Annotated in this window: 17 protein-coding genes and 1 pseudogene; 4 read left to right on the top strand and 14 right to left on the bottom strand. The window is 61.6% G+C overall.

What is annotated here, in order from left to right; genetic code table 11:
- Window positions 1–30: 30 nt before the first annotated feature.
- The 9 genes from BLT65_RS18540 to BLT65_RS18495 all read right to left on the bottom strand — a co-directional run bounded on the left by BLT65_RS18540 (window position 31) and on the right by BLT65_RS18495 (window position 10,436).
- The gene (locus BLT65_RS18540) at window positions 31–2,076 is read right to left on the bottom strand and encodes an FUSC family protein (RefSeq protein WP_091779736.1); all 2,046 of its coding nucleotides are present in this window, start codon (window positions 2,074–2,076) and stop codon (window positions 31–33) included.
- A 94-nt stretch (window positions 2,077–2,170) separates the two neighbouring features.
- Entirely contained in the window at window positions 2,171–3,649 is a 1,479-nt protein-coding gene (locus BLT65_RS18535; protein WP_091779734.1) for an aldehyde dehydrogenase, read from the bottom strand.
- An 81-nt stretch (window positions 3,650–3,730) separates the two neighbouring features.
- Window positions 3,731–4,099 (bottom strand): DUF4148 domain-containing protein, encoded by a 369-nt coding sequence (locus BLT65_RS18530; protein ID WP_244186524.1) that lies wholly within the window; start codon window positions 4,097–4,099, stop codon window positions 3,731–3,733.
- Between the two features lie 140 nt (window positions 4,100–4,239).
- Window positions 4,240–5,094 carry a LysR family transcriptional regulator gene (locus BLT65_RS18525; RefSeq protein ID WP_091779732.1) on the bottom strand — a complete coding sequence of 285 codons (855 nt, stop codon included), beginning with the start codon at window positions 5,092–5,094 and terminating at the stop codon, window positions 4,240–4,242.
- A gap of 233 nt (window positions 5,095–5,327) precedes the next feature.
- Complete coding sequence (locus BLT65_RS18515; protein WP_091779728.1) at window positions 5,328–6,326, bottom strand: transketolase family protein; 999 nt, start codon at window positions 6,324–6,326, stop codon at window positions 5,328–5,330.
- Window positions 6,323–7,168: a transketolase gene (locus BLT65_RS18510; RefSeq protein ID WP_091779726.1), complete on the bottom strand. Its 846-nt coding sequence runs from the start codon at window positions 7,166–7,168 to the stop codon at window positions 6,323–6,325. Before BLT65_RS18510 ends, BLT65_RS18515 begins: the two co-directional genes overlap by 4 nt.
- A 40-nt stretch (window positions 7,169–7,208) precedes the next feature.
- Window positions 7,209–8,537, bottom strand: coding sequence for an MFS transporter (locus tag BLT65_RS18505; RefSeq protein ID WP_091779724.1), 1,329 nt, complete (start codon window positions 8,535–8,537; stop codon window positions 7,209–7,211).
- A 76-nt stretch (window positions 8,538–8,613) separates the two neighbouring features.
- Window positions 8,614–9,363, bottom strand: coding sequence for an SDR family NAD(P)-dependent oxidoreductase (locus BLT65_RS18500; RefSeq protein WP_042305335.1), 750 nt, complete (start codon window positions 9,361–9,363; stop codon window positions 8,614–8,616).
- Between the two features lie 173 nt (window positions 9,364–9,536).
- Window positions 9,537–10,436 (bottom strand): LysR substrate-binding domain-containing protein, encoded by a 900-nt coding sequence (locus tag BLT65_RS18495; RefSeq protein ID WP_091779722.1) that lies wholly within the window; start codon window positions 10,434–10,436, stop codon window positions 9,537–9,539.
- 234 nt (window positions 10,437–10,670) lie between these two features.
- Here BLT65_RS18495 and BLT65_RS18490 point away from each other — a divergent pair, with 234 nt between their 5' ends.
- From BLT65_RS18490 to BLT65_RS18470, 4 genes and pseudogenes are all read left to right on the top strand, one after another.
- A complete protein-coding gene (locus BLT65_RS18490) occupies window positions 10,671–12,506 on the top strand; it encodes an ABC transporter ATP-binding protein (protein ID WP_091779720.1) in 1,836 nt (611 codons plus the stop codon).
- A gap of 179 nt (window positions 12,507–12,685) precedes the next feature.
- Entirely contained in the window at window positions 12,686–13,210 is a 525-nt protein-coding gene (locus BLT65_RS18485; protein WP_042305375.1) for a VOC family protein, read from the top strand.
- Window positions 13,211–13,263: 53 nt separating this feature from the next.
- Window positions 13,264–13,491, top strand: a pseudogene (locus BLT65_RS18480) (enoyl-CoA hydratase/isomerase family protein); the annotation flags it as partial.
- Window positions 13,492–14,461: 970 nt separating this feature from the next.
- Window positions 14,462–16,741 carry a glycoside hydrolase family protein gene (locus tag BLT65_RS18470; RefSeq protein ID WP_143036526.1) on the top strand — a complete coding sequence of 760 codons (2,280 nt, stop codon included), beginning with the start codon at window positions 14,462–14,464 and terminating at the stop codon, window positions 16,739–16,741.
- 56 nt (window positions 16,742–16,797) lie between these two features.
- On the opposite strand, the gene BLT65_RS18465 is transcribed toward BLT65_RS18470, so the two are convergent.
- The 5 genes from BLT65_RS18465 to BLT65_RS18445 form a co-directional block, all read right to left on the bottom strand.
- Window positions 16,798–17,670 (bottom strand): ATP-binding cassette domain-containing protein, encoded by an 873-nt coding sequence (locus BLT65_RS18465; protein WP_091779719.1) that lies wholly within the window; start codon window positions 17,668–17,670, stop codon window positions 16,798–16,800.
- Between the two features lie 11 nt (window positions 17,671–17,681).
- A complete protein-coding gene (locus BLT65_RS18460) occupies window positions 17,682–18,740 on the bottom strand; it encodes a FecCD family ABC transporter permease (protein WP_167306503.1) in 1,059 nt (352 codons plus the stop codon).
- A 79-nt stretch (window positions 18,741–18,819) separates the two neighbouring features.
- The gene (locus tag BLT65_RS18455; protein ID WP_091779715.1) at window positions 18,820–19,716 is read right to left on the bottom strand and encodes a heme/hemin ABC transporter substrate-binding protein; all 897 of its coding nucleotides are present in this window, start codon (window positions 19,714–19,716) and stop codon (window positions 18,820–18,822) included.
- Window positions 19,713–20,816 carry a hemin-degrading factor gene (locus tag BLT65_RS18450; protein WP_091779713.1) on the bottom strand — a complete coding sequence of 368 codons (1,104 nt, stop codon included), beginning with the start codon at window positions 20,814–20,816 and terminating at the stop codon, window positions 19,713–19,715. The genes BLT65_RS18455 and BLT65_RS18450 overlap by 4 nt, the downstream gene beginning before the upstream one ends.
- 17 nt (window positions 20,817–20,833) lie before the next feature.
- The gene (locus BLT65_RS18445; protein ID WP_091779711.1) at window positions 20,834–23,158 is read right to left on the bottom strand and encodes a TonB-dependent hemoglobin/transferrin/lactoferrin family receptor; all 2,325 of its coding nucleotides are present in this window, start codon (window positions 23,156–23,158) and stop codon (window positions 20,834–20,836) included.
- Between the last annotated feature and the right edge of the window lie 123 nt (window positions 23,159–23,281).

Here is a 23,281-nt window from a genome sequence, read left to right as displayed (position 1 = left end):
TGCTTGACCCTGTTCTGGCTTCGGGACGTTTCATTGCGCCGGTGCAATTCCCGCTGCAGCTACGTGTTTCAGCAACGAGACGATTTCAGCAATCCTCGCGCGCATTGCGAGTACTGTTTGATCTGTGTGCTGCGTGTGATGAAGTTCAGCATCGGCAGCGATGAGCCGCGCGTGCCACGCATGAGGCTCGATATCTCTGAGATCCGCGAGCAATTGGCCCAGTGTCTTTCGCGCGTCTGATGAAAGCGGTCCGGCATCGGTGTGCGAAGCATTGTGTAGTTCGAGCAGTTCCGCTCCTATCTCGATCCACGACATGCATTCATCCACTTCCTGCGCGGATGCTGCGGGCAAAGCGATCCGCACGAGCGCGTCGATGCTTCGGCTTTGCCACGCGTGATGCGTCACGGCCGTTCGCCGCCCGACGGGCGAAGCAATCAAGGTCCGAATCGTGTCAGCGATCCGTTTCAGACTGCGTTTGCGCCACCGGCTCTCGCGTCCACGTGATGGAACGAGATGGAATGCGAACGCGGCGAGCGCGGAGCCCGCGATCACACCTGTCGCATTGCCGCTCAGCGCGCTCGCCGTCATATGAGCAATGGCTGCCGGATCGGACACGACAAGGAACACCAGGCAGAAACCCGACGCCCAGAAACTATTCGAAAGCAGGGACGACAGCACAATGGCCAGAAAAACGACGCAGCCTTCCGCGAGCGCAACGCCCGCAGGATGCGCAATGTGCGACGCAACCGTTACGCAGAACAACAGCGCAGCGCCCGCGCCCACTGCGCCCGAAGTCAGAAAGTGAATTGCCGTATGTCGCGGGTTGGGCCGGATCGCGAAGAGGGCTATCGCGATAGCCGTGAATGCGACGAACAGCGGCCCGCCTTGCCAGCCGGTGTTCATCCAGACCGCTCCAGCGAGCAGCAATGCAATCGCAGCGCGTAACGCAGCGACTACCGCGTAAGTACGGTCGCGTGTATAGACGGGCGCGGGACAGCTTTCGGTGTCGTCATTTCGACTTTCATCGGCCCCTGTCAAACGGGCTGACACTCGCAGCGCCCCTTCCGTCGCACCGAGGAGCGCAGAGACGAGATCGATGCGTCGGCGTTCGACGACAGTTTTTGCCTGAATTGATGCAAGCGTGACGCGCAATGCGTGCAACTGCGAGCAAAAGACGGACGTCTTTCCGGGTTCGGTTGCGCAATCGCCACGCAGTTCGCGAGCGATCGACATAAGCAACCGCGATGCTTCGACAACGACCGCCCCGATCTCGTCTCTGATTGCATTCCCTTTGGACGTCGCTTCTTCCAAGTTCCGCTCGATGCCTCGCGATACCACAAGCAAACTGAGCAGCGCCGACACGACGCCGCGCAGACGGCCCGTACGGGTCCACAGCGCTGGCGATTCAGCAGCCGCGCTCAGCACCGCGCCGTCAAGCGCGAGGATATCGCTCAATTGCCGGCGCAGCCGTTGTGGGCCAGTGCCGTCGATGGCCCGTGGGCGCGGCAAACCTGCAAGCCGGTCTGCACTCCACGCGCATGCTGCGCCTATCGCATGTCGGATGCGCCGGGTTGCATGTCCGCTGTGCATAGCGTCGCGCGAAAAAACGATGACGAGCAACGCGCATGCAATACCGATGAGCACCCCGAAGCAGCGGTCCTTGCCGACCTCGAACAACTGTGCGGATTCGCCCGGCAACGACATCGCGATGATGACCGCGCTATAACCCGCCAGCACGGCACCATATGCGCGGTAATTGCGCAGTGAGGCGCCCGCATAGACACACGCCGCGAGCCATGCCGCCAGCAGGCCGACCAGCACCGGCTCGCTGCCGTGTGCAACCAGAACCAGCAGCACGCCGACGGGCGCGCCGACAGCCGTGCCGAGCGCGCGATCGAGCGATTTCAACAGACTGTCTCCGCGTGCCGGAATCGCCAGCGAGACGACTGTCCACGCCGCCCAATGCGGCTCATGAAGGCCAGCCAGGCTGGAGCAGAGCAGGCCGAGCGCAGCCGACAGCGCGGTGCGGCCAGCGAACATCACAAGGCCGCGAGAAGGTATCCACGTCGAACGCATAGTCTTGACTCGCCTGCTTGTTCACGAAGGTTAAGCGGTGAGCGATCGTCGGCGCCCCATCACGCCGACCATCGTCATCACCAGTCGCTGCTGCCTAGCCCAGCACGAACGGGTTGTCGACACCCGGCGTCGGATTGATGAACACGCTCTTTGCTTCGAGGTATTCATAAACCGCGCGAATCCCGTTTTCGCGGCCGATTCCCGAGGCCTTCACGCCGCCGAACGGTGCGAGATAGCTGACGAGGCGATAGGCATTGACCCACACGCTGCCCGCTTCCAGCCGCTTCGGCACCGTCATCGCGCGGCGAAGGTCGCGCGTCCAGACGCCGGCGGCGAGACCATAGTTGCTGTCGTTGGCAATGGCGATCGCTTCCTCTTCCGTGTCGAACTTGATGACGGCCACGACCGGTCCGAACACTTCTTCCTGGGCGATGCGCATGTCGTTACGCACGTCGACGAAAATGGTCGGCTCGACAAAGAGCCCTTTTTCCGTGCCAGGTCGCGTCGAACGATGACCGCCCAACACGAGACGTGCGCCTTCCTGTTTCGCCACATCGATGTAGTACAGCGTCTTTTCGAGTTGCGGCTGGGTCGATACGGGTCCGATGTTCGTATCCGGCGACATCGGATCGCCAAGCCGTACGTCCTTCATGAAATTCACCAGCCGTTCGACGAACTCGTCATGGATGCTCGAATGCACGAGCAGGCGCGATCCCGCCATGCAGCTTTGGCCTGTCGCCGAAAAAATGGCGGTGACGGCGCCTTTCACGGCATCGTCGAGGTTGGCATCCTCGAAGACGATGTTGGCCGACTTGCCGCCCAGTTCGAGCGAAACACGCTTGAACGAACGCGCCGCATTCTCGTAGACATGGCGGCCGCCGCCTTCGCTGCCGGTGAAAGCGACGCGCGCGACGAGCGGATGCCCGACCAGCGGTTCGCCGACTTCCTTGCCGAAGCCGGTCACGATATTGACGACGCCGTCCGGCACGCCCGCCTCTTCGCAGAGCTTTGCAAACAGGATGGAAGATGCCGACGAGAATTCGGATGGCTTGATGACGACCGTATTGCCGGCCGCGAGCGCCGGCGCGATTTTCCACACTGCGAGCAGCAGCGGAGAATTCCATGGTGCGATCGTCGCGACTACACCGAGCGGTTCGAACGTGCTGTAGTGAAAAATCCCGGCTTTATCGAACGGCGTGACATCGCCCTGGATCTTGTCGGCGAGACCGCCGTAGTAGTAGAACCATTGCGGCAGATATTGCATCTGCTTCAGCATTTCGGCTTTCAGCTTGCCGTTGTCCTTGACCTCCAGATCGGCGAGTTCCTCTGCATGCGCGGCGATCGCATCGCCGATCTTGTGAAGCGCCATGCCACGCTGGCTCGCGGTCATCGTGGTCCACGGGCCGCTCCTGAATGCAGCATGAGCCGCGCGCACGGCCGCATCGACATCGTCGGCCGTGCCGCGCGGCACCTCCGCCCAGACTTCGCCGTTGTAGGGGTTGGTACTTTCGAAGGTCCGGCCATCGCTCGCACCGCGCCACTCGCTGCCGATGCGCATCTTGAACTGTTCCATCACGGTACTCCTTGACTGTCTAACGTGTGCCGGCAGCGGCCTGGCTCTGCGGCGGCTGTCGGCGTAGTTTTGGATTGACGGTCATTGACCGAAATAGATGCTGTCCCGTGCTTCCGGCGCGGTCACGGTGCGGCGCCCGCTTTCCGAGCGGCCCGTCACGGCGCCGCCCACGGAAGAGGTGCCCGCGTTCCCGGCGTTCGTGTTGGCGTTCTGCAGCGCGGCGGCTGCGCGCAGTTGAGCGGTGGGGTAGGTGGCATCGGGCGCGTCGAACGCGCCTGCTTCGCGGGCCTGAACGAGTTCGGCCCGAACTTCTTCGCGGGTCTTGCCGTGCGTGGCCGGTTCGGCGAACACAGACGACGATACGATTGCGCCGGCAATCATGGCTGGGATCAGAAAGCGTTTCATTTCGTGCTCCTTGGGCGGATAGTTGAGAAGCTGTTCGACGATCAAGCGGCTAGTCTGCGATCTGCCGTTTGCCTGTTCGTCGATCGGTGAATGCATTATTGCCACCGGCCTTCTATCCGCCAATTCCCGAAATGTGCGTACCGTCCAGGAGAAAATGCACAAGCTGTTGCGGCGCGCTGTCTGCGTTATCCGTTGCCAGGAAAGCAGCTTGCAATGAACTGCATGACACTGCGGATCGCCGGAGCGTGCCGCAGATCGTTGTGAATGGAGAGCCATATCTCGCGCTGCAATGGCTGGCCCGGCCCTTCGACGATGCTCAGACTCTCGTCCCAATCCCCGAGGAAGTAGGGCAAGATGGCCACCCCGACACCCGCCCGCGCGGCGGCTGCCTGCACGTCGAGACTATTGCTGCGCAGAACGACGGGACGTGACTTCGCCTGCGTGTCCAGCCAGATCTGTTGAGCGGAGCCGTCGAGACTATCGTCATATCCGATGAATTCGTAGTCTTCGGGCGCATGAGACGCCAGATAGTCCGGTGACGCGTAAAACGCGAACGGAACCACGCCGATCTTGCGCGCGACGAGATCGGCCTCGGTTGGCCGGCTCAGGCGAACGGCAATATCCGCTTCCCTTCGTATCAACGACACATTGCGTGTGTCGGCGATCAGGCGGACGCGCAGCGCTGGATGCTGCACGCGCAGCTTGCCTAAGTGAGGTGCGATGACACTGCTCGACATCGACGGGGGCGCGCTGATCACCACCTCGCCGCTCACGACTTCCTGTCCGCCGACCGACATCCGCTCCACGGCAAACGACTCTTCCTGCATGCGCCGGCCCCGTTCGGCGATACGTTCGCCGTCCGCCGTCAGCACATAGGCGCGTGGGCGGCGATCAACCAGCTTCAGTTCCAGGGACTGTTCGAGCGACGCGATTCTGCGCGCGACGGTCGCATGATCGACCTTCAGATGCCGTGCGGCTTTCGCGAGCGATTGTTCCTGACTGAACGCAACGAAGTGGCGTAAATCCTCCCAGTCGAACATGATCTCTCTCCTTGTCGCTTTGGTCGTTGCAAATCCCGGGGTGGGACAACTGGACAAGGATATTAGAAGCGAACACGACAAACCTCACAGAAATTGCGTTGTGAAGGTTATGTGCATTGGTGCATATGGGCTCTGCATCTTTGCGGAATCGAATGACCGCATCCTCCAGGTTTGCGGTCATTCCGGGCAATAACGGTCGCCGTGCGGTTACGGGTCGATTGGAATTCGATCCGTTACCCGAGCCACGTCTTGATACTGGCGGCCATGGTGTCAGTCGAGATGCCATAACGGTCGTGCAGCGTCGGCAGGGCGCCGGCGGCGAGGAACTCGTCGGGCAGTGCGATCTGGCGGAACGGCGGCGTCACGCCCGCGCCCAGCAGCGTGCGCGCCACCGCTTCGCCGAGCCCGCCGATCACCGTATGGTTCTCCGCGACGATCACCATCCGTCCCGAGCGCTTTGCTTCGCGCAGGATCGTCGCCGTATCGAGCGGCTTGATGGTCGGCACGTGCAGCACGCCGACGCCGATGTTGTCCGCCTCCAGCGCCTTGGCCACTTCCAGAGAACGCATGGTCATGATCCCCGACGAGATCAGCAGCACGTCGTTGCCGTCGCGCAGCAGCTTCGCCTTGCCGAGTTCGAACTTGTAGTCGTATTCATCGAGCACGGCGGGCACGTTGCCACGCAACAGGCGTGCGTAGACGGGGCCTTTGTGAGCGGCGATCGCGGGCACCATCTGCTCGATATCGAGCGCATCGCACGGATCGATCACGGTCATATTCGGCATCGCGCGCATCAGCGCGAGGTCTTCGGCGGCCTGGTGGCTCGGGCCGTAGCCTGTCGTGAGACCGGGCAGTGCGGCGACGATCTTCACGTCGAGGTTGTCTTCGGCGATCGCCTGATGGATGAAGTCGTAGGCGCGACGCGTGGCGAACACCGCGTAGGTCGTGACAAAGGGCTGTGCGCCTTCATGCGCGAAACCTGCCGCTGCGCCCATTAGCAACTGTTCGGCCATGCCCATCTGGTAGTACCGATCGGGAAACTCTTTACCGAAGATGTGCAGGTCGGTGTACTTGCCGAGATCGGCCGTCATACCGATCACGTTGCTCTTCGAGCGTGCAAGTTCAACAAGTGCGTGGCCGAACGGCGCGGAACGGGTTACCTGACCTTCACCCGCGATCGACGCGATCATCGCGGACGTTTTCAGCTTCGGCTTCCTGGCGACGGTGCTCATGCTTGTCTCCCTGCTTTGAGTGCTTCGAGCGCGAGTTGCCACTCGTGCGCATCGACGCGGATGAAATGGTTCTTCTCGCGTTCTTCGAGGAACGGCACGCCGCAGCCCATCTTCGTATCGCAAACGATGATGCGCGGCTGCGGCTTGACGTGAGTGCGGGCATTGTCGAACGCCTGCTTGACGGCATCGATGTCGTTGCCGTTCACGCGTTGCGTGTACCAGCCGAATGCTTCGAGCTTTTCGACGAGCGGCTCAAAGGCCATGATCTGCGTCGACGGGCCATCGGCCTGCTGGTTGTTCACGTCGACGATTGCGATCAGGTTGTCGAGCTTCCAGTGCGCAGCGGACATCAGGCCTTCCCAGATCGCGCCTTCGTCGAGTTCGCCATCGGAGAAAAGCGTGTAGACGAATGCGTCCGAGTTCTTGCGCTTCAGTCCGAGGCAACGGCCGACGGCAATCGTCAGACCGTGGCCGAGCGACCCACCCGACATCTCCATGCCAGGCGTGTAGCTCGCCATGCCGGACATGGGCAGACGGCTTTCATCGCTGCCATAGGTTTCGAGTTCATCGGCGGGCAGGATGCCGGCTTCGAAGAGCGCGGCGTACAGCGCAATCGCGTAGTGACCGTTCGACAGCAGGAAGCGGTCGCGGCCTTCCCAGTCGGGGTCTTCGGGGCGGTAGCGCATGGCGCCGAAGTAGGCGACGGCGAGTGCGTCGGCAATGTCGAGCGCCTGGCCGATATAGCCCTGGCCTTGTACTTCGCCCATCAGCAGCGCGTTGCGGCGGATACGGTAGGCGCGCTCGGCGAGCGTGACCGTATCGTTGACGGTATCAGTGTCCATCGATAGCTCCAGTGTTCAAACGAAAAGGTTGCGAAGCGAATTAGCGGTTGACGGATCGGGCAGGCACCAGAAAAACGAGCGCTGCGCCGAGCGTGACCGCGACAGAGATGAAGATCAGCCCGGCCGTGGACTTGCCCGTCAGATCGTTCAGCCAGCCGACGATCGCCGGGGAGAAGAAGCCCGCCAGGTTGGCGAAGCAGTTCACGGCGGCGATGCCCGCTGCCGCCGACATGCCGCCCAGCAAGGCTGTCGGCAGCGACCAGAACTGCGACGACGACGCGAGAATGCCCGCAGCCGCAATGCTCAGACAGACGATCGACGCACCCACGCTGCCGAGCATCGGCAAGGTCGCAAAGCCTGCAGCGGCGACCAGCATCGGAATGGCGAGGTGAAAGCGGCGCTCGCGTCGACGGTCCGCGCTCATGCCGACCAGCGGCAACGCGATGATTGCGCACAGATACGGAATGGCCGTGAAGGCGCCCACCCACAGCGGATCGGCGACACCCGCCTTGCGGATGATGGTCGGCAGCCAGAAGGTCAGGCCGTATTGCCCCAGCACGACGCAGAAGTAGATGGAGGCCATCAGCCACAAACGGCGGTCGCCGATGAATGCTCGGATCGATACGTGCGCCGTTTTATGTTCGGCATCGGCGGCGACGTTGCGTGCGAGCAGCGCTTTTTCGGAATCGTTCAGCCACTTCGCCTGCTTGATGCCGTCGTCGAGATACAGCAGGATCGCGAAGCCGAGTACGAGCGACGGCAAGGCTTCGAGCAGGAACAGCCACTTCCAGCCGGCCATCGACATCGCGCCTTGCAGCGAGTGCATGATCCAGCCCGACAGCGGGCCGCCGATCATGCCTGCCAGCGGTATCGCCATGAAGAACAGCGACAGTGCCTTCGCGCGGCGCTCGGACGGAAACCAGTACGTGAGATAGAGAATCACGCCGGGCGCAAAGCCCGCTTCCGCGACGCCGAGTAAAAACCGCAGCGCGTAGAAGGCTGTCGGTGACTTGACGAACACGAAGCTCGCCGAGATGACGGCCCACGTCAGCATGATGCGCGCAAGCCATCGGCGCGCGCCGACGCGGTGCAGGATCACATTGCTCGGCACTTCGAACAGGAAGTAGCCAAGAAAGAAAATGCCCGCGCCCATGCCATAGACGGTTTCGCTGAAACGCAGATCACTGAGCATCTGCAGCTTCGCAAAGCCCACGTTGACCCGGTCCAGATAGGCGCCGAGATAGCACAGCATCAGAAAGGGGATCAGCCGGCGGCCGACCTTTGCGTACGTCTTCGCTTCAAAAGTCTGCGAATCGTTGCGCGGCAGTACATCACCCGTAACCGGGGACGTGGTGTACTTCGCTTTCATGGAATGTCTCCTGCCATGTTCGCCCCGGTTTTCCCGGGTGCGTCGATTGTGCCGCCTGCTGGCGGCGGCGCGGTTCTCAGTGGATCAGCATCCCGCCATTGACGTCGAGCGTGATGCCCGTCAGGTAGGTCGACAGATCGCTCAAGAGGAACAGGCACGCGTTGGCGACATCGGCGGCATCGCCGAGCCGGCCGAGCGGAATGCCCTTGATGATGTCTTCACGCATCGTGGGCGTCAGCTTGTCGCCCGTGATGTCGGTCTGGATCAGGCCCGGCGTGATCGAGTTGATGCGGATGCGGTTCGGGCCGAATTCGCGCGCCATCGCTTTCGCGAGGCCCAGCACGCCCGCTTTCGCGGCACTGTAGTGCGGGCCGCCGAAGATCCCGCCGCCGCGTTGCGCGGACACCGACGACATGCAGACGATGCTGCCACCGTTCTGTTCCTGCATCGCCGGAATCACCGCTTGCGACATGTACAGCGTGCCGCGCAGATTCACGTCGACGATCGCGTCGAAGTCCTTGCCTGTGATGTCCATCGTGCGAACCGGCTGTGTGATGCCGGCGTTGTTCACGAGTCCGTCGATGCGTCCATAGCGTTCGAGCGTGATGCGCGCGGCCGCGACGCAGGCGTCTTTGTCAGTGACGTTGCAGGCAAGGCCGAGGTGTCCGGCGCCGAGGTCGGCGGCGGCGGCTTCCGCGTCTTCCTTGCGCAGATCGAGGATCACGACGCGCGCGCCCTGCGCAACGAGTGCGTTGGCCGTCGCCCTGCCAATGCCTCGCGGCGAGGCCGCGCCCGTTACGATGACGATCCTGTTCTCGAGCAGCATGAGTTTGTCTCCTGTGTGTTGATGTGTGCCCAGAGTGTCGGCTGACGGGGCTCGCGCATCAACGCGGAAACGCTCAACAATGGCTGAGAAAAATTCAGATGAAGTTCGCAGGCGGGATGGCTGCGATTCGCTGCAGCGCAATAAAACCCTGCCGATGCGCTGCCTCACCGCGCCTACGACTGGCGCGGATGCTCCGTAGCGGCCTCGCGCTCGATCCACGCGAGAAAGCGCGCCACGCGTGGCAGCTCGGCGTTTTGCGCCGGATAGACGAGGTGATGCGCGCCGACTTCGACGGCATAGCTGTCATCGAAAACGGGCACCAGCAAGCCTTCGCGAATCTTCACCGACGCCAGCATCACGCTTTCGAGCGCAATGCCCAAGCCGAGCGCCGCCGTTTCTAGCGACATGTACGAGCGGTCGAACGAGAAATCGAAGGTTTTGTGCGCTGCGGATACGCCTGTTCTGCCGAACCATTGTTTCCATTGCACGAGCGGCGACTCCGAATAGATCAGCCGGTGCGCCAACAAATCCTCAGGCGTATTCACGGGATGACGCGCAAGGTACGCGGGAGAAGCGAGCGGTGCAATGAACTCGCCGCGCACGGTCTTCACTTCGACGTTGCTCCAGTTGCCGTAGCCGTGCCGCACGTCGATATCGTAGAAGCCATTCGAAAACGAGACATTCTCGTACGAACACGCGAGGTTCAACTGGATGTCGTCGTTCGCTTCCTGAAACGACGACAGCCTCGGCATCAGCCACATGAGGCCAAAGCTCGGGCTCGAATGCACGCGCAGGATGTCAACCTCGGTGCGGCTGGACGCGCGCTCAGTGGCGCGGCTCAGATCCGCGAGCGAACCCGTTACGTCGGACAGATAGCGCTCGCCCGTCGGCGTCAGCACGAGACCGCGGCCCGAGCGCTGGAAGAGCGGCTGCCCGATGATCGACTCGAGGTTGCTCAACTGATGGCTGACGGCGGATGCCGTCAAACCCAGCTCATCAGCCGCGCGATTCACGCTCCGGGTTCGGGCGACACTTTCGAACGCGATGATCGCCTTGAGCGGTGGAATACGCATAGTGAGTTTGTTTTCAGGTGTAGTTGAACGAAACCGCCTTGTTTATGGATTATCCGTTTTTCCCGCGCACCAGGACCATGCCTTGCTGCAAATCCCATTGTTTCGCCGCTCGTGCCAAGGCGCGGGAACAGCGTATGCTTGATCGATTCGTCGCCTGGTCGGCAAACGAGTCCTTTGACTGGTATTGCGTTCGACGATTCGTTTCATCGGGGCGAAACACCGGAGCGGTCACCAATGGGTATGCCGAGTTCAAAGGCTGCGGGCGCCGCGCCAGCCGGGCGCACGCGCGGGCGGCGCGCACAGGAACTTGCGGGTTACGCGTCCAGTCCCGTGAGCCTGTTGTTCCGCTATGTTCGCCTGCATCCGGCACAACACGCGGTGATTCTCTTCGGCATCGTTGCCGCTGTCGGGTGCTCGCTAGGGTCTCAGTTCGCGATCAGGAACCTGGTCGACGCGCTGCCCACCGGCCGCGCGCATCCCGCAAACGTCGTCCACGCGTTTCTTGTCATCATTGCGCTGCTGTTCGCCGACAATCTGTTCTGGCGCATCGCGGGCTGGGTAAGCGTGCGGACCTTCGTCGAGGTCACGGGCGACGTGCGGCGCGAACTGTTCGGGTATCTGGTCGGTCATTCGACGGACTATTTCTCGAACGTGCAGCCCGGCACGCTCGCAAGCCGTATCTCCGCGACGGCCAATGCCGTATTCACGATCGAGAATCTGACAGCGTGGAATGCGCTGCCGCCGCTGCTTTCGGTCATCGGGTCCGTTGTGCTGATTGGCTGGATCAGCGTGTGGATGGCGCTTGCGCTTGTCGTCATTTCCGTCTGCATGACTGCCTTCCTGTTCTGGCTCGCGAAGCGCGGCGGCGAGCGTCATGTGAACTTTGCGTCGCGCGCCGCGTCTGTCGACGGCGAGATGGTGGACGTGATAGGCAATATGTCGACTGTGCGGACCTTTGTGGCGACGGCGCGCGAGTGTCTGCGTATCGGGCGCTTCCTCGAGCAGGAAATGGCGTCCCGCGAAGCGAGTCTGCGGCACCTCGAAAAACTCAGACTGGTACACGCGGTCATTACGGTAGTGCTGTCGTGCTGCCTGCTCGGCTGGGTGTTGTGGCTCTGGTCGCAGGAGCGTGCGACGACGGGTGACGTGGTGCTGGTCAGCTCGCTCGGCTTCGCGATTCTGCATGGCACGCGTGATCTTGCCGTGGCGCTTGTTGGCATGATCCAGCATCTGGCGCGGCTGGCCGAGGCAGCGCAATCGCTGCTCGTGCCGCGCGAGATGGAAGAGGCGGTCGATGTCCCGAGCTTGCAGATCCGCGACGCGAATATCGACTTCGAGAACGTGACGTTCTCGTACCCCGGGCGCCGCCGCGTGCTGGATCATTTCAGTCTTCACGTCGACGCGGGCCAGCGTGTCGGTCTGGTCGGACCATCGGGTGCGGGCAAGACCACTATCCTGGCGTTACTGCAACGCTCATTCGATCCGCCGCCTGGCCTGGGAGCCGTGTGCATTTCGGGCCAGCGTCTTAGCGATATCAGTCTGGGCAGTCTGCACGATGCGGTCGGCGTCGTGCCGCAGGACATCTCACTGTTCAATCGTTCGTTGCTCGACAACCTGCGTTACGGCCGTCCCAACGCGACGGAAGACGAAGTGCTGCAAGCCTGTGAAAACGCGAATAGCCTCGACCTGATCCGCTCGTTGCCGGACGGCTTGCAAACCAATGTTGGCGAGCGCGGGATGCGGCTATCAGGCGGGCAGCGGCAGCGCATCGCGATTGCACGCGCGTTCCTGAAAAACGCGCCCATTCTGCTGCTCGACGAGGCAACGTCGGCGCTCGACAGCGAATCGGAAGCGAAGATTCAGGACGCGTTGGACCGGCTGATGAAGGGGCGCACCGTGGTGGCGATCGCGCATCGCTTGTCGACGTTGCAGAATTTCGATCGCATCGTGGTCATTCAGCACGGGCGGCTGGTCGATGATGGCGCGCCCCAGGAGCTTGCATGCCGGCCTGGCATTTACCGCGACGTACTGCTGCGTCAGGAGCGTCGCACGGTGGGTGTACACGCGTGATCGTGCCTATGCCCCCGTATCGCGCACGCCTGTCTCTGTCGATTCATTCCCCGCGAACAGTTCCGCCCGCCGCTAATACCATGGTATTAGCGACAAGCCGGTGCTTTGGCGACTACATTGCATTTCGATAGATCGCGCAATTCACGCCAACCGGTTTCAACATGTTCACGGAGCAAGCCATGAGCATCAGTTTCGACATGAAGATCGAAATCGTCGTCCTTCCCGTCTCTGATGTCGATCGCGCAAAGCGCTTCTATGGCGAGCTGGGCTGGCGGCTCGATCTCGACTTCACATCCAGCGAGGGTGACTATCGCGTGATCCAGTTCACGCCGCCCGGCTCCGGATGTTCGATCATGTTCGGCAAGAACATGACGGCGGCAACACCTGGCTCGGTACAAGGGATTCATCTCGTCGTGTCGGACATCGTGGCTGCGCGGAGCGAACTGATGGGTCGTGGCATCGAGGTCAGCCAGCCGTTTCATGACGTAGGCGGCGTGTTCCATCATGCCGACGGAAAATGCCAGGAGGCTGGGCTGAATCCAGACCGGAAGAGCTACGCATCGTACGCGTCGTTTAGCGATCCCGACGGCAACGGCTGGCTGCTGCAGGAAGTGACCGCGCGATTGTCGGCAGACCTCGAGTTGAACGACCCGAGATTCACCCGCGAGGTGCTCGCCGCCATTCATGGCGGAACGACGGCTTGAAGCGGACGGTCGTTGCGAGCGCAACGTCAATTTGCTGACCGATATGTCCGAGCGAAATCGGCGCGGGCTTCGTGCCGGGCGGCGGACCGATGGCGCGTCTTCCGCGCCTGATGGGGCGTGGCCGTGCGCTGGAAATACTGTTGAGCGGCAACGATATCAATGGCGATCTCGCGGAGCGATATGGCTATGTGAATCGCTCGCTGCCGGATGCGCAACTCGGGCCGTTCGTCGATACGTTGGCGCGGCGTATCGCATCGTTCGACAAGCAGTCGCTTGCAGCGTGTGCAGGAACCAGTGACGTCGCCTTTCGAACTTGCGCAAGCCCGGTATGGAAGAAAAGGAAACGATGAAAGCCTGCGCGCTCAGGCGCGCAATAATCAATGAGCCGGATGCGCCCCATTTAATCAGGGTGGTGCATTTTCATATAATCGGCCGATATTTCGATAATCGGGATCGATCATTTTCCCCATTATCGTGCGCACTGAAAATTAAAACGCATAAATGGCGCATTTGTATTACGAAAAAGCTAAAAAAATATCCATATCGATCATGAATTTACTTTTTCCGGGCGTTCACGGGTGAATCTTCCCTGATCAATCATGCTTCACGAAAGCATATCTCAAAATTTCTCCAAAATTACCGGCGACATTACCTTTTGGCTTTTTTTCGGGCGACGTTACACGAATGAAACGTTTATAATTCGTCTGCCTTGAAATGTTCTGTAATTAATACTTGGTAGGGATCGAGTAGAAGTAATTACTACCTAAGGCGCTTGCGCATAGAGGTGCTGTTTCGTCTCGTTCAGGCGCGTGCTCGCAGGTTACGCGTAGATATCTACCGCGGAAATGTGACGTTCGTTCGTGCCTGTATCACGTAGATGTACATCGATTTCGTCGAACCGAAAGGGTTCGCGGCGGCATGCTGCTGTCAAAACGCGCAAGACGACTCAGCCGTAGTTAAGGATTCCTGATCTGCAGGGATCGGCTCGACTCGTCTATCAATTCATCTGATCTGACATCAGATGCGTATTGGGAACTCTATCCGCGCTAGCGCGGGGTCTCTGCACGTTCCCGGTCATCGAAAGCGAGATTGCATGAATGCGTGTCCTGCTCATGCCCGGACACTATAGTAAGTAATCCGTAATAAATATCCGATGCCGGTTTCTTTATTCGAAAACGCCACAGCAAGACGATCTGTCAACGATCTTGCTGGACTTTCGGGGAAAACTGATTTCAGCGGGATCAACGAACAATGATGAGTTATTGGAAACTATTGGGAGTTGCCTCGGCAACCGTGCTGGCTTCGTTTGGTGCAGAGCAGGCGTACGCCCAGGCATCGACGATTACCGTCGCAGGACAGTCGTACACGCTGTGCGGCAAAGAGAATGGCAACTGCTCGTTCCTCGGAACGGGCTCTGTCGTGTTCGGCGCTGTGCCGCCTAACGCGCCGTCGGTGATGCTGACGGCGCCGCGTACGTTTACGAATGGCGTTGGCTGCTATGTCGGCGCGGTTTCGAATACGGACCCTGCGTACGGCTACGGAAAAGCATGTTGGGTGCGTGCGGTCGCGGCCGGTGCGCCGACGCCGACTCCGACGCCGACTCCTACACCGACGCCGACTCCTACACCGACGCCGACTCCCACGCCGACGCCGACTCCCACACCGACGCCGACCCCCACACCGACGCCGACCCCCACGCCGACGCCGACGCCGACCCCCACACCGACGCCCGCACCCGCACCGTCACCTTCGTCCAGCGCAGCGCTCTCATGCGGAACGCCGGTGCAAAAGGCTGGCGGCACGGCAAACGGTCTGATTACGGCCGACACGCCGACCACCGACGGCCTGCGCGTGTTCCAGAACAACGCACCGTTCAACCTCACGGTCACGACGAACGCGCCGAACGCGGATACCGTGATCTGGTCGATCGCCGATTCGAATGGCGCGATCAAGACGCAAGGCAGTTTCCCGGTCAGCGCTGGCGTGCAGACCAACACGATCTCGTGCAAGTCGACATGGTCGGGCTATGGCGCGATCACGGCCACGCTGCGCGCGAATGGCGGCACGCTGCCCCATAGCGGCACGCGCCCGACGGGTATCGCGACGTTCGGCGTGCTGCCGAATCTCACGTCGGCACTCGGCACGGTCACGTATGCGCACCAGGACCAGCACCGCTTCGGCATGCAAGGTTTCAACGGCAACATCGCGGCACTGCGCGCGCTGGGCATCACGTGGACGATCGACAATCGTCAGCAGTCGCAGATGGAGCCGAACGGTCCGAACACGTACACGCCCAACGTGAACGATCTCGATCCGTTCTATAAGGCCAATCCTGATCAGATGCGTATCGTGCGGCTCGACGGCATTCCTGCGTGGAATTCGAAGACGGGCCAGTTCACCGACAGCTATTACGCACCGAAGGATCTGACCGAGTACCAGAACTTCATGGCGAAGGTCGGTACGGACACGAGCCTGATCCGTGCGGCGAACTACCCGAACCAGCAGAAGAACTACTATCAGGTGACGTGGGAGCCGAGTCTCGGCTGGGCCGATAGCGATGCGAACTTCGTCGCGATGTACAAGGCTGCCTATGAAGGCATCCACTCGACCGATCCGAACGCGGTCGTGATGGGCACGGGCAATCCGTTCGCAGCGAACTGCACGACCTGCACGACGGGTTATCTGCAGAAGTTCGGCGCGCTCGGGCTGTGGAATTACATCGATGCCGTCTCGACTCACGGTTACTGGAATGCGGGTACGTACCCGGCGCATCCGCCGGAGCAATACGATTCGGACCCGAGTCCCGCGAACCAGGCCAATGCGCTCGACAATCAGATGACGCAGTTGCGTCAGGTGATGCAGAACGGCAAGCCGAACATGAAGCTGTTCTTCACGGAAGCCGGCACCAGCTACGATCCGGGTCTGGCGTATGGTCCCACCGTGCCGTCGCAGAACCAGCTGTTTGCGCATGCGGCCGTTGGGGTGCGCTCGCACATCATCGTGCTGGGCGGCGGCGCGCAACTCACGACGCTGTTCTACGGTGCCGACTATCCGGGCGAAGTGGGCTACGGTTCGTTCTTCGACCTGAACAATCCGCAGGGCGCGTTCGGTGCGTCGAACCTCTCGCCGAAGCCGGAAGCGATGGCGTTTGCCACGATGACGCGTGTGCTCGACGGCACCAATACGCTGGGCCGCGTGAAGAACACGCCTTCGGGCACGTTCGTATACGACTTCCAGCAGTTGAACAACGGCAAGGTCGTGACGGCCGCGTGGACGCACAACAACAGCCAGTGGCCCGCCAATGGCGTGTATAGCACGACCTATTCGACGAGCTATTCGCTGCAGGTCGATAACGCGGGTACGTCGGGCAACGTGACGAAGATCGACGGTTACGGCAACGTCACGACGCTTCCGTATTCGAACGGCCAGGTGTCATTGACGCTGACGGAAGTACCGCAGTACATCGTGTCGAACAACGCGACGGTCGCGAAGAACAATTCGACCGTGCCGGTTGGATACACGGGACAGTAAGCGTCGAAGCTAGCTGTCTGCAAAGGACCCAGGAGGGCAACTTCCTGGGTCTTTTTTTATGTCGGAAAAGACGTCGAATTCACAGCGGCCGTGGACTGTTCGCTCGGCACGACCAGAACACCACCGCGATTGGGATCGTGCAAGATATCGACCTTCACGCCATAGCACTGTTCCAGAAGATCGGAGCGTATGACTTCGTCCGCTGTACCTGCCGCGACGATCTTGCCATCCGCCAGTAGCACGAGCCGGTCGGCGTAACGAGCCGCGAGCGTGCAGTCGTGTGAAATCGCGAGTGCGCCGAGGTGCCATTCGCGTGTGAGTCGCGCGACAGTCGAAAAGAGACTGTGCTGGTGTACGAGATCCAGTGCTGCCGTCGGCTCGTCGAGCAATAGATAGCGAGGCGCGGCGCGTTGCGGTGAATGTCCGCTCGCTGATGGCCAGACCTGCGCGAGTGCGCGAGCGAACTGCACGCGCGCATACTCGCCACCCGATAACGTCGTGACATCGCGTTCTGCCAGACGAGCGGCGCCCGCCAGCGTGAGCGCGTGGCTCACTACGTCTTCCACGAATTGCGGACTCTCCGGTGCTCCCGCGTCAACGTGCGGATAGCGCCCGAGCCTGACGAGCTGCGCAGCATGAAGCGGATAGTTGTTGGCGGTGCTTTGCGAGTAGACCGCGCGCAGACGTGCGAGCCGCTTCGAATCCATTCCGTCCACACATTCGCCATTGATCGACAGATCTGCGCGATATGTAGCCCCCGTCTTGCCGTGCAACGCGAAGTCGCCCGCTAGCGCCTTGAGCAGCGTGCTTTTCCCCGCTCCGTTGCGACCGAGCACGACGACGAATTCGCCCGGTCGAATCGATAAGGACACGTCTTGAAGGATCGCGTTGTCGCGCCACGCGACCTGCAGGTTTTTTATCGACAGCATGTTGTTTTTGGTCAGTCGCCGAGCAGACGTCGTTGACGCACGATCAGCAGCAGGAAGAACGGCGCGCCGATCATCGCGGTCAGAATGCCGAGCGGCAACTCCGCGGGCGCCGCGATGGTGCGCGCAGCGAGATCGGCGAGTACTGTGAGAATGGCGCCCAGCAAGGCCGAGGCGGGCAGCACGCGTCGCTGGTCGGGACCCCATGCGAGCCGCACGCAGTGTGGCGCAACGAGACCAATGAAGCCGATTTGCCCCGCACAGGAAACAAGCGCGCCGACGACCAGCGCAGCCGCGAGCAACGTGATCCGCTTCACGCGACGCACGCGGACGCCGAGATAATGCGCTTCGCTTTCCCCAAGCTGCATCAGGTTGAGCGTCTGCGCGTTCATCGCGATCAACGCGATTCCGGCCGCCACGAACGGCGCGATTGCGCCGAGCGTTCGCCACTGGGCTGAGCCGAGGCTGCCGAGGCTCCAGAACGTGAGCGAGCGAAGCTGCGCATCGGAGGCAACGTAGCTCAACATGCCGATGATCGCGCCAGCCAGCGCGTTGGCCGCAATGCCCGAAAGCAGCAACACGGACAACTGCACGCGTCCTTGCGATGAACCAAGCCGATATACGAGCACCGTGACGGTCATTGCGCCGAGGAACGCCGCACACGCGATGGCCTCGTCAGCGCGCGTACCGAAGCGCGCAAACAGCGTCGATCCCGAGACGATCATCAGCGATGCACCGAGCGCCGCGCCGCTCGAAACACCGATCAATCCCGGGTCGGCGAGCGGGTTTCGAAACAGCGCCTGCAGCGCGCTGCCGACTGCGCCGAAGCCCGCTCCGACCATCACGGCGAGCGCGACGCGCGGCGCGCGCAACTGCACCAGCACCGCGACGGCGCGGTCCGTTGACGAAGACGCCGACAGGCTGTCCCACAGTATCGCGGGCGAGATCGGATAGGCGCCGAAGCAGAGCGCCGCGAGCACGGCAACAGCGAGCACGAGCAACAGCGCGGCCATGCCTGCATACGTGATGACGTGTGGCCTCGCGCGTCTGAACGTGGCGAATGCGCGGCGCATTCGATGGCCATGGGCATGTTGGAAATGCCTGTCGATTTCATGAGACATGGATGCTGCAGAGCGCTGTGGGCGGTTCGGTTCAGGAAGTGAACAATCGGCGATGGAGTTCGGCTACGGCATCAGGCAGACGTGGACCGAATCCCAGCAGGAACAGCGTATCGAGCGAAACGACGCAGCCGTTACGGCCTGCGGGCGTCAACTGGAACCCCGCGCCCGCCAGCAGATTCTGCTTGCCACCCGACGCCTGCAAGGTGTCGTCGGTGGTCAGCACCACGTCGGGCTGACATGCGGCGAGCGCTTCCGGCGACAAGGCCCGGTATCCGGCGAAGTCCTGGATCGCGTTGGTTGCGCCCGCATACGTCAGCATTGCATCGGCGGCTGTGTGCCGACCTGCGACCATCGGTTGATTGCCGCCTGGATTGAGCAGGAACAACACGCGCAAGGGCTTGCGCTGAGCCTGGGCGATGCGTTGCACCGTCTGCGTCCACTGGCTGTCGAAGCGTTCGAGCAAGGTCTGTCCGGCGGCTGCTGCATCGAGCGCACGCGCCGTGCCCTGGATCTTGTTACGCACGGACGCTACATCATGCGACTCGGCAAAGCTGACGATCCGCACACCCATCCTGCTCGCCTGATCGAGAGCCGATGGCGGCCCTGCCTCCGTCGACGCGAGAATCAGCGTCGGCTGGAAGGAGAGCAGTCCTTCGGCCGACAGCGTGCGCTGATAGCCGACCTTCGGCAGCGCCAGCGCCTGCGATGGAAACGTGCATGTCGTATCGGTGGCGACGAGCGTTTGTGCCTTGCCGAGCGCATAGATAACTTCCGCAATCGCGCCGCCAACGACGATCACGCGTTGCGCGCTGCTTCCCACGCGAGTCGTTTCAGCGGACCGCGCAGGTCGCGCGAACGATGCAAGCGTCAGCGCGCCGAGACCGGCCATCAGCTTTCGCCGGTCTGCGTTGAAGCGGTCGTTGCTCATGCTTCGCAGGCTCCCGCAGTCGCATCTGTCGTTTCGTCGCGCGTCAGTGTGTCGACGAGCGCGCGCCATGCGGGCAGTTCCGGATTGCCGGGTTTGCGCGCGCCGAACAGCAACGCGATGTTCTCGCCCTGCGCGTCGTAAAGCTCAACGGAGGTGACGATGCCGTCGCTGGTCGGCTTGCGCACGACCCAGATGCTGTCGATCAGATCGGTACGCAGATGCAGATTAAAGTCGGGGTCGAGCACATTGAGCCATGGGCCCATCGTGCGTATCGTCGAAACCGGGCCGGTGTGAATCTGGATCGTCCCGCCATTGCCGACGAACACCATGATGGGCAGCGACGTCTGCGCCGCCGACGTCAGCAGCGTGCCAATCGAATCCTTGCCGACGCGCCACGCGTAATCGGGCGGCGCGAACCGCAGCGCCTGCGTGCGTCCGACATTGAATTTGCGCAGCAGCGGAAAGAACTGATGCGTGTCCGTCATTGACGTCCACGCGTGGCGGAACGCGTCGACGTCGATCTGTTCGTCGGGCGTGGTCGCAGCGGGCGGTTGTGCCGGCGCGACCACGAGACCTGGCGTCTGCACGGAAGCCTTGTGCCGCTCGACGAGCGCATCGAACGCATGATGGTCGCTGTGCCCGCGCAAATAGATCTTCGTGACGGCGCGGCCCTGTGCATCGAAAACCTGGATGCTATGACGCGTGCCTTGTTCGAGCGGCTCGCGCACCGCGAATGCCGAGGCCCACTTGCTGTAGAACATCCGCAGATCGATCGCGCTGCCGAGCGCAAGTCCTGTCGGGCCTTCATGGCTCATCTTTTCGAAGGCGCCGTCCTTTTCGTGTACGGCGGCTTCGTTGCGCGTCAGGATCATCACGGCGCCGAGCGTCGGCATCGATTCGAATAGCTCGATCAATCTGTCGTCGAGGCGTACGACGTGTTCGCCGACGAAAGCGGCCAGCGCTTCGCCTTCGCTCACACCGAGCGCCGCAGCGGCTTCACGTTGACGCAGCTTCTGGGTCGCGCGAACGTGGAGGAAGTCGTGCCGAAGCGTGGCGAGCGAAGCGGCGTCGGTCGTATAGCGTTGCTGTGTAGCGTTCATTGTCGTGTCCTTGGTGTTCAGAAATCGATCTTCATGCCGACGTTGAAATTGCGGCCCGGCGCGGTGAGCGCGCTGATCTTCGCGTAGCCGTCGCTGTCGGCGAGGCCGCGCACGTCGTTCCAGATCCAGTATTTGCGGTCGAACAGGTTGTCGATGCCCGCAGTCACGCTCACGTGCTTCGTGATCTTGTAGCCCGCGTGAAGGTCGAAAATGGTGTAAGAGGGCGTCGAGTAATAGCTCGAGCTCGACATGTCCGACTTGTCCTTGCGCGAGTTGTAGATCATGTCCGCGCCGACGAACCAGCGCTCGCCATGCGTGTAGTTGACGCCTAGCACGACGGCGAGCGGTGGTACCGTGTCGAGGCCGGTGGTCGTGTCGTCGTTGGTTTCCGTGCCCTTGATCCAGGCCATCCCGCCTTTCACTTCGAGGCTGTCGTTGACGATCCAGTCCGCTTTCGCTTCGACGCCGTGAATCGACGCCTTCGAGTAGTTCACGTACTGCACGGTGTACGGATTGGTCGCCGACGTCATGCTGCCGCCAACCACCTTGGTATCGATGAAGTTCTTGTATCGACCTGCAAACGCGGCCGTGCTGTAGGTGACCTGGCCGTGGCCGACGCCGAGCTTGCCGCGCAGGCCGGCTTCGATGGAGTTGCTCGTTTCGGGCTTCAGGTTGGGATTGCCGACCTGCTGGTAATAGAGGCCATACGAGCCGACCGGGTTGTAATAGCTATTGACCTGATAGGCGGACGGCGCGCGGAATCCATGTGCGTATTGCACATACGGCACGAAGGCGGGCGTGACTTCATACAGCAGCGCGAGACGCGGCGAAACGGCATTGCCGCTCGACGTGGTGGTCGGTTCGGTCGAGCCTGCGCTGGCAGCGTCATACGTGGCGTCGGGATGCGGCGTCATCCGGTAATAGTCGAAGCGCAGGCCCGGCACGATGCTCAGCTTGTTCCAGCGTATTTCGTCTTGCGCAAAGATGCCGAGATTGGTTTGCGTCGTCTTCGGGAACGCTTCCGGATAACCATCCGTCGACGTCCATTCGGAGCCCGCGGAACTGGACGTGCTGTAGTGCGACACGCTGGCGTCGATGCCATACGTCAGGCGATGTTGCAGAACGCCCGTCCTGAATGCGCTATCCGCCGCGACGCTGCCGCCGACGATGTTGTCGCCATAGTTGTTGACGCGTGTGCGGCTTGCCGACGCGCCTGCCGTATTGGTGCCGTCGATGTCGAGCGTCTGCCGTGTGGCTGCGTTGCGGTAGTAGAGCGACGCGTGGAGCTGCTGGAACCACGGGTTCGTTGCATCGTGGTGATCGTAGTCGAGCTGAACGCGGTTGCTCGTCACCTCGTTTTCCGTGTAGTAACGGTTGGCGGTGTAGCCGCTCCAGGTGTAGGCGCCGTTCAGTTGCGAGAGGCCGTCGCTGGAGTTCGCGTTGTTGAGCGTTTCGGCCGTGAGCTTGAACGTGTCGCGGCTCGTCGGCTTGATGACGATCTTGCCGAGCGCGCTGCGATTGTTGTACGTCAGCGGATCGGGCGTCGAGCGGGTGGCGCCCAGCGTATTGCTGGTGCCCATGTTGTCGGTCTCGTGACCGTGGCGACCGCTCAGCGCGACGAGGCCCTGAATCGTCTCGCCGCCGAACGCGGCCATGGCCGTCGAACCCCAACTGCGGTCGGTCGAGTCGTAGCCCGACTTGAGCGAGAAGTAAGTCGGCTTGTTGTAGATGGAGAGCAGGTCATCGGGATCTTTGGTGACGAAGTTGACCGCGCCTGTCAGGCCGTCGCTGCCATAGAGCGCCGAAGTCGGGCCGCGCAACACTTCGATACGTTGATACAGGTCGGTGTTCAGATAGTCCGCGCGTCCCGCCGAGCCCGAGCCGAAGGCATACGATTGCGGCAGCGGAATGCCGTCTTCGAGCAGCAACACCTGGTTGCCTTCCAGGCCGCGGATGTTGATGCCTTCATTGCCCGCGCGCCCCGACGACCCGGTGATGCCCGATGGCCGATATGCCTGGCGCCGCACTTCGACGCCCGGCTCATACTTGAGTGCTTCCTTGACGTCCTTTGCGTTGGTGTCGTCGATATCGTCGCTGGTGATGACGGAAACAGTGGCGGCCGTCCGGTTCAGGTCCGCTGTGCCGAGGCGGTTCGCCGTGACGCTCACCGCCTTGAGGGCTTCGTCGCGGCGCGCCGCGCTGGTCTTGTCCGTGTTTTCGTTGTGCTGCGACGACGGGTCGGCCGTGGCCTGATCGGCGAGCGCGAGGCTTGCATAAGCCCCGCAGGTTTTGGCGATGACAGCCGGCACGACGTATTTGACGAGACATCGTTTGAAACGCATTCCATTCCCCGTGTTGGTTCGATGTTGGATGTTTGTTGCCAAACCGAAAGCGGGTGAATGCTATCTGTAGATGCGAATGATTCTCGATAACCATGCTAGTTGTAATTTTTTCGGTGTATTACG

The organism is Paraburkholderia steynii (assembly GCF_900100565.1).
Classification (GTDB): Bacteria; Pseudomonadota; Gammaproteobacteria; order Burkholderiales; family Burkholderiaceae; genus Paraburkholderia; species Paraburkholderia terrae.
Note: the sequence above shows the minus strand (reverse complement) of the source record. Positions and strands in the feature narration are given on the sequence as shown.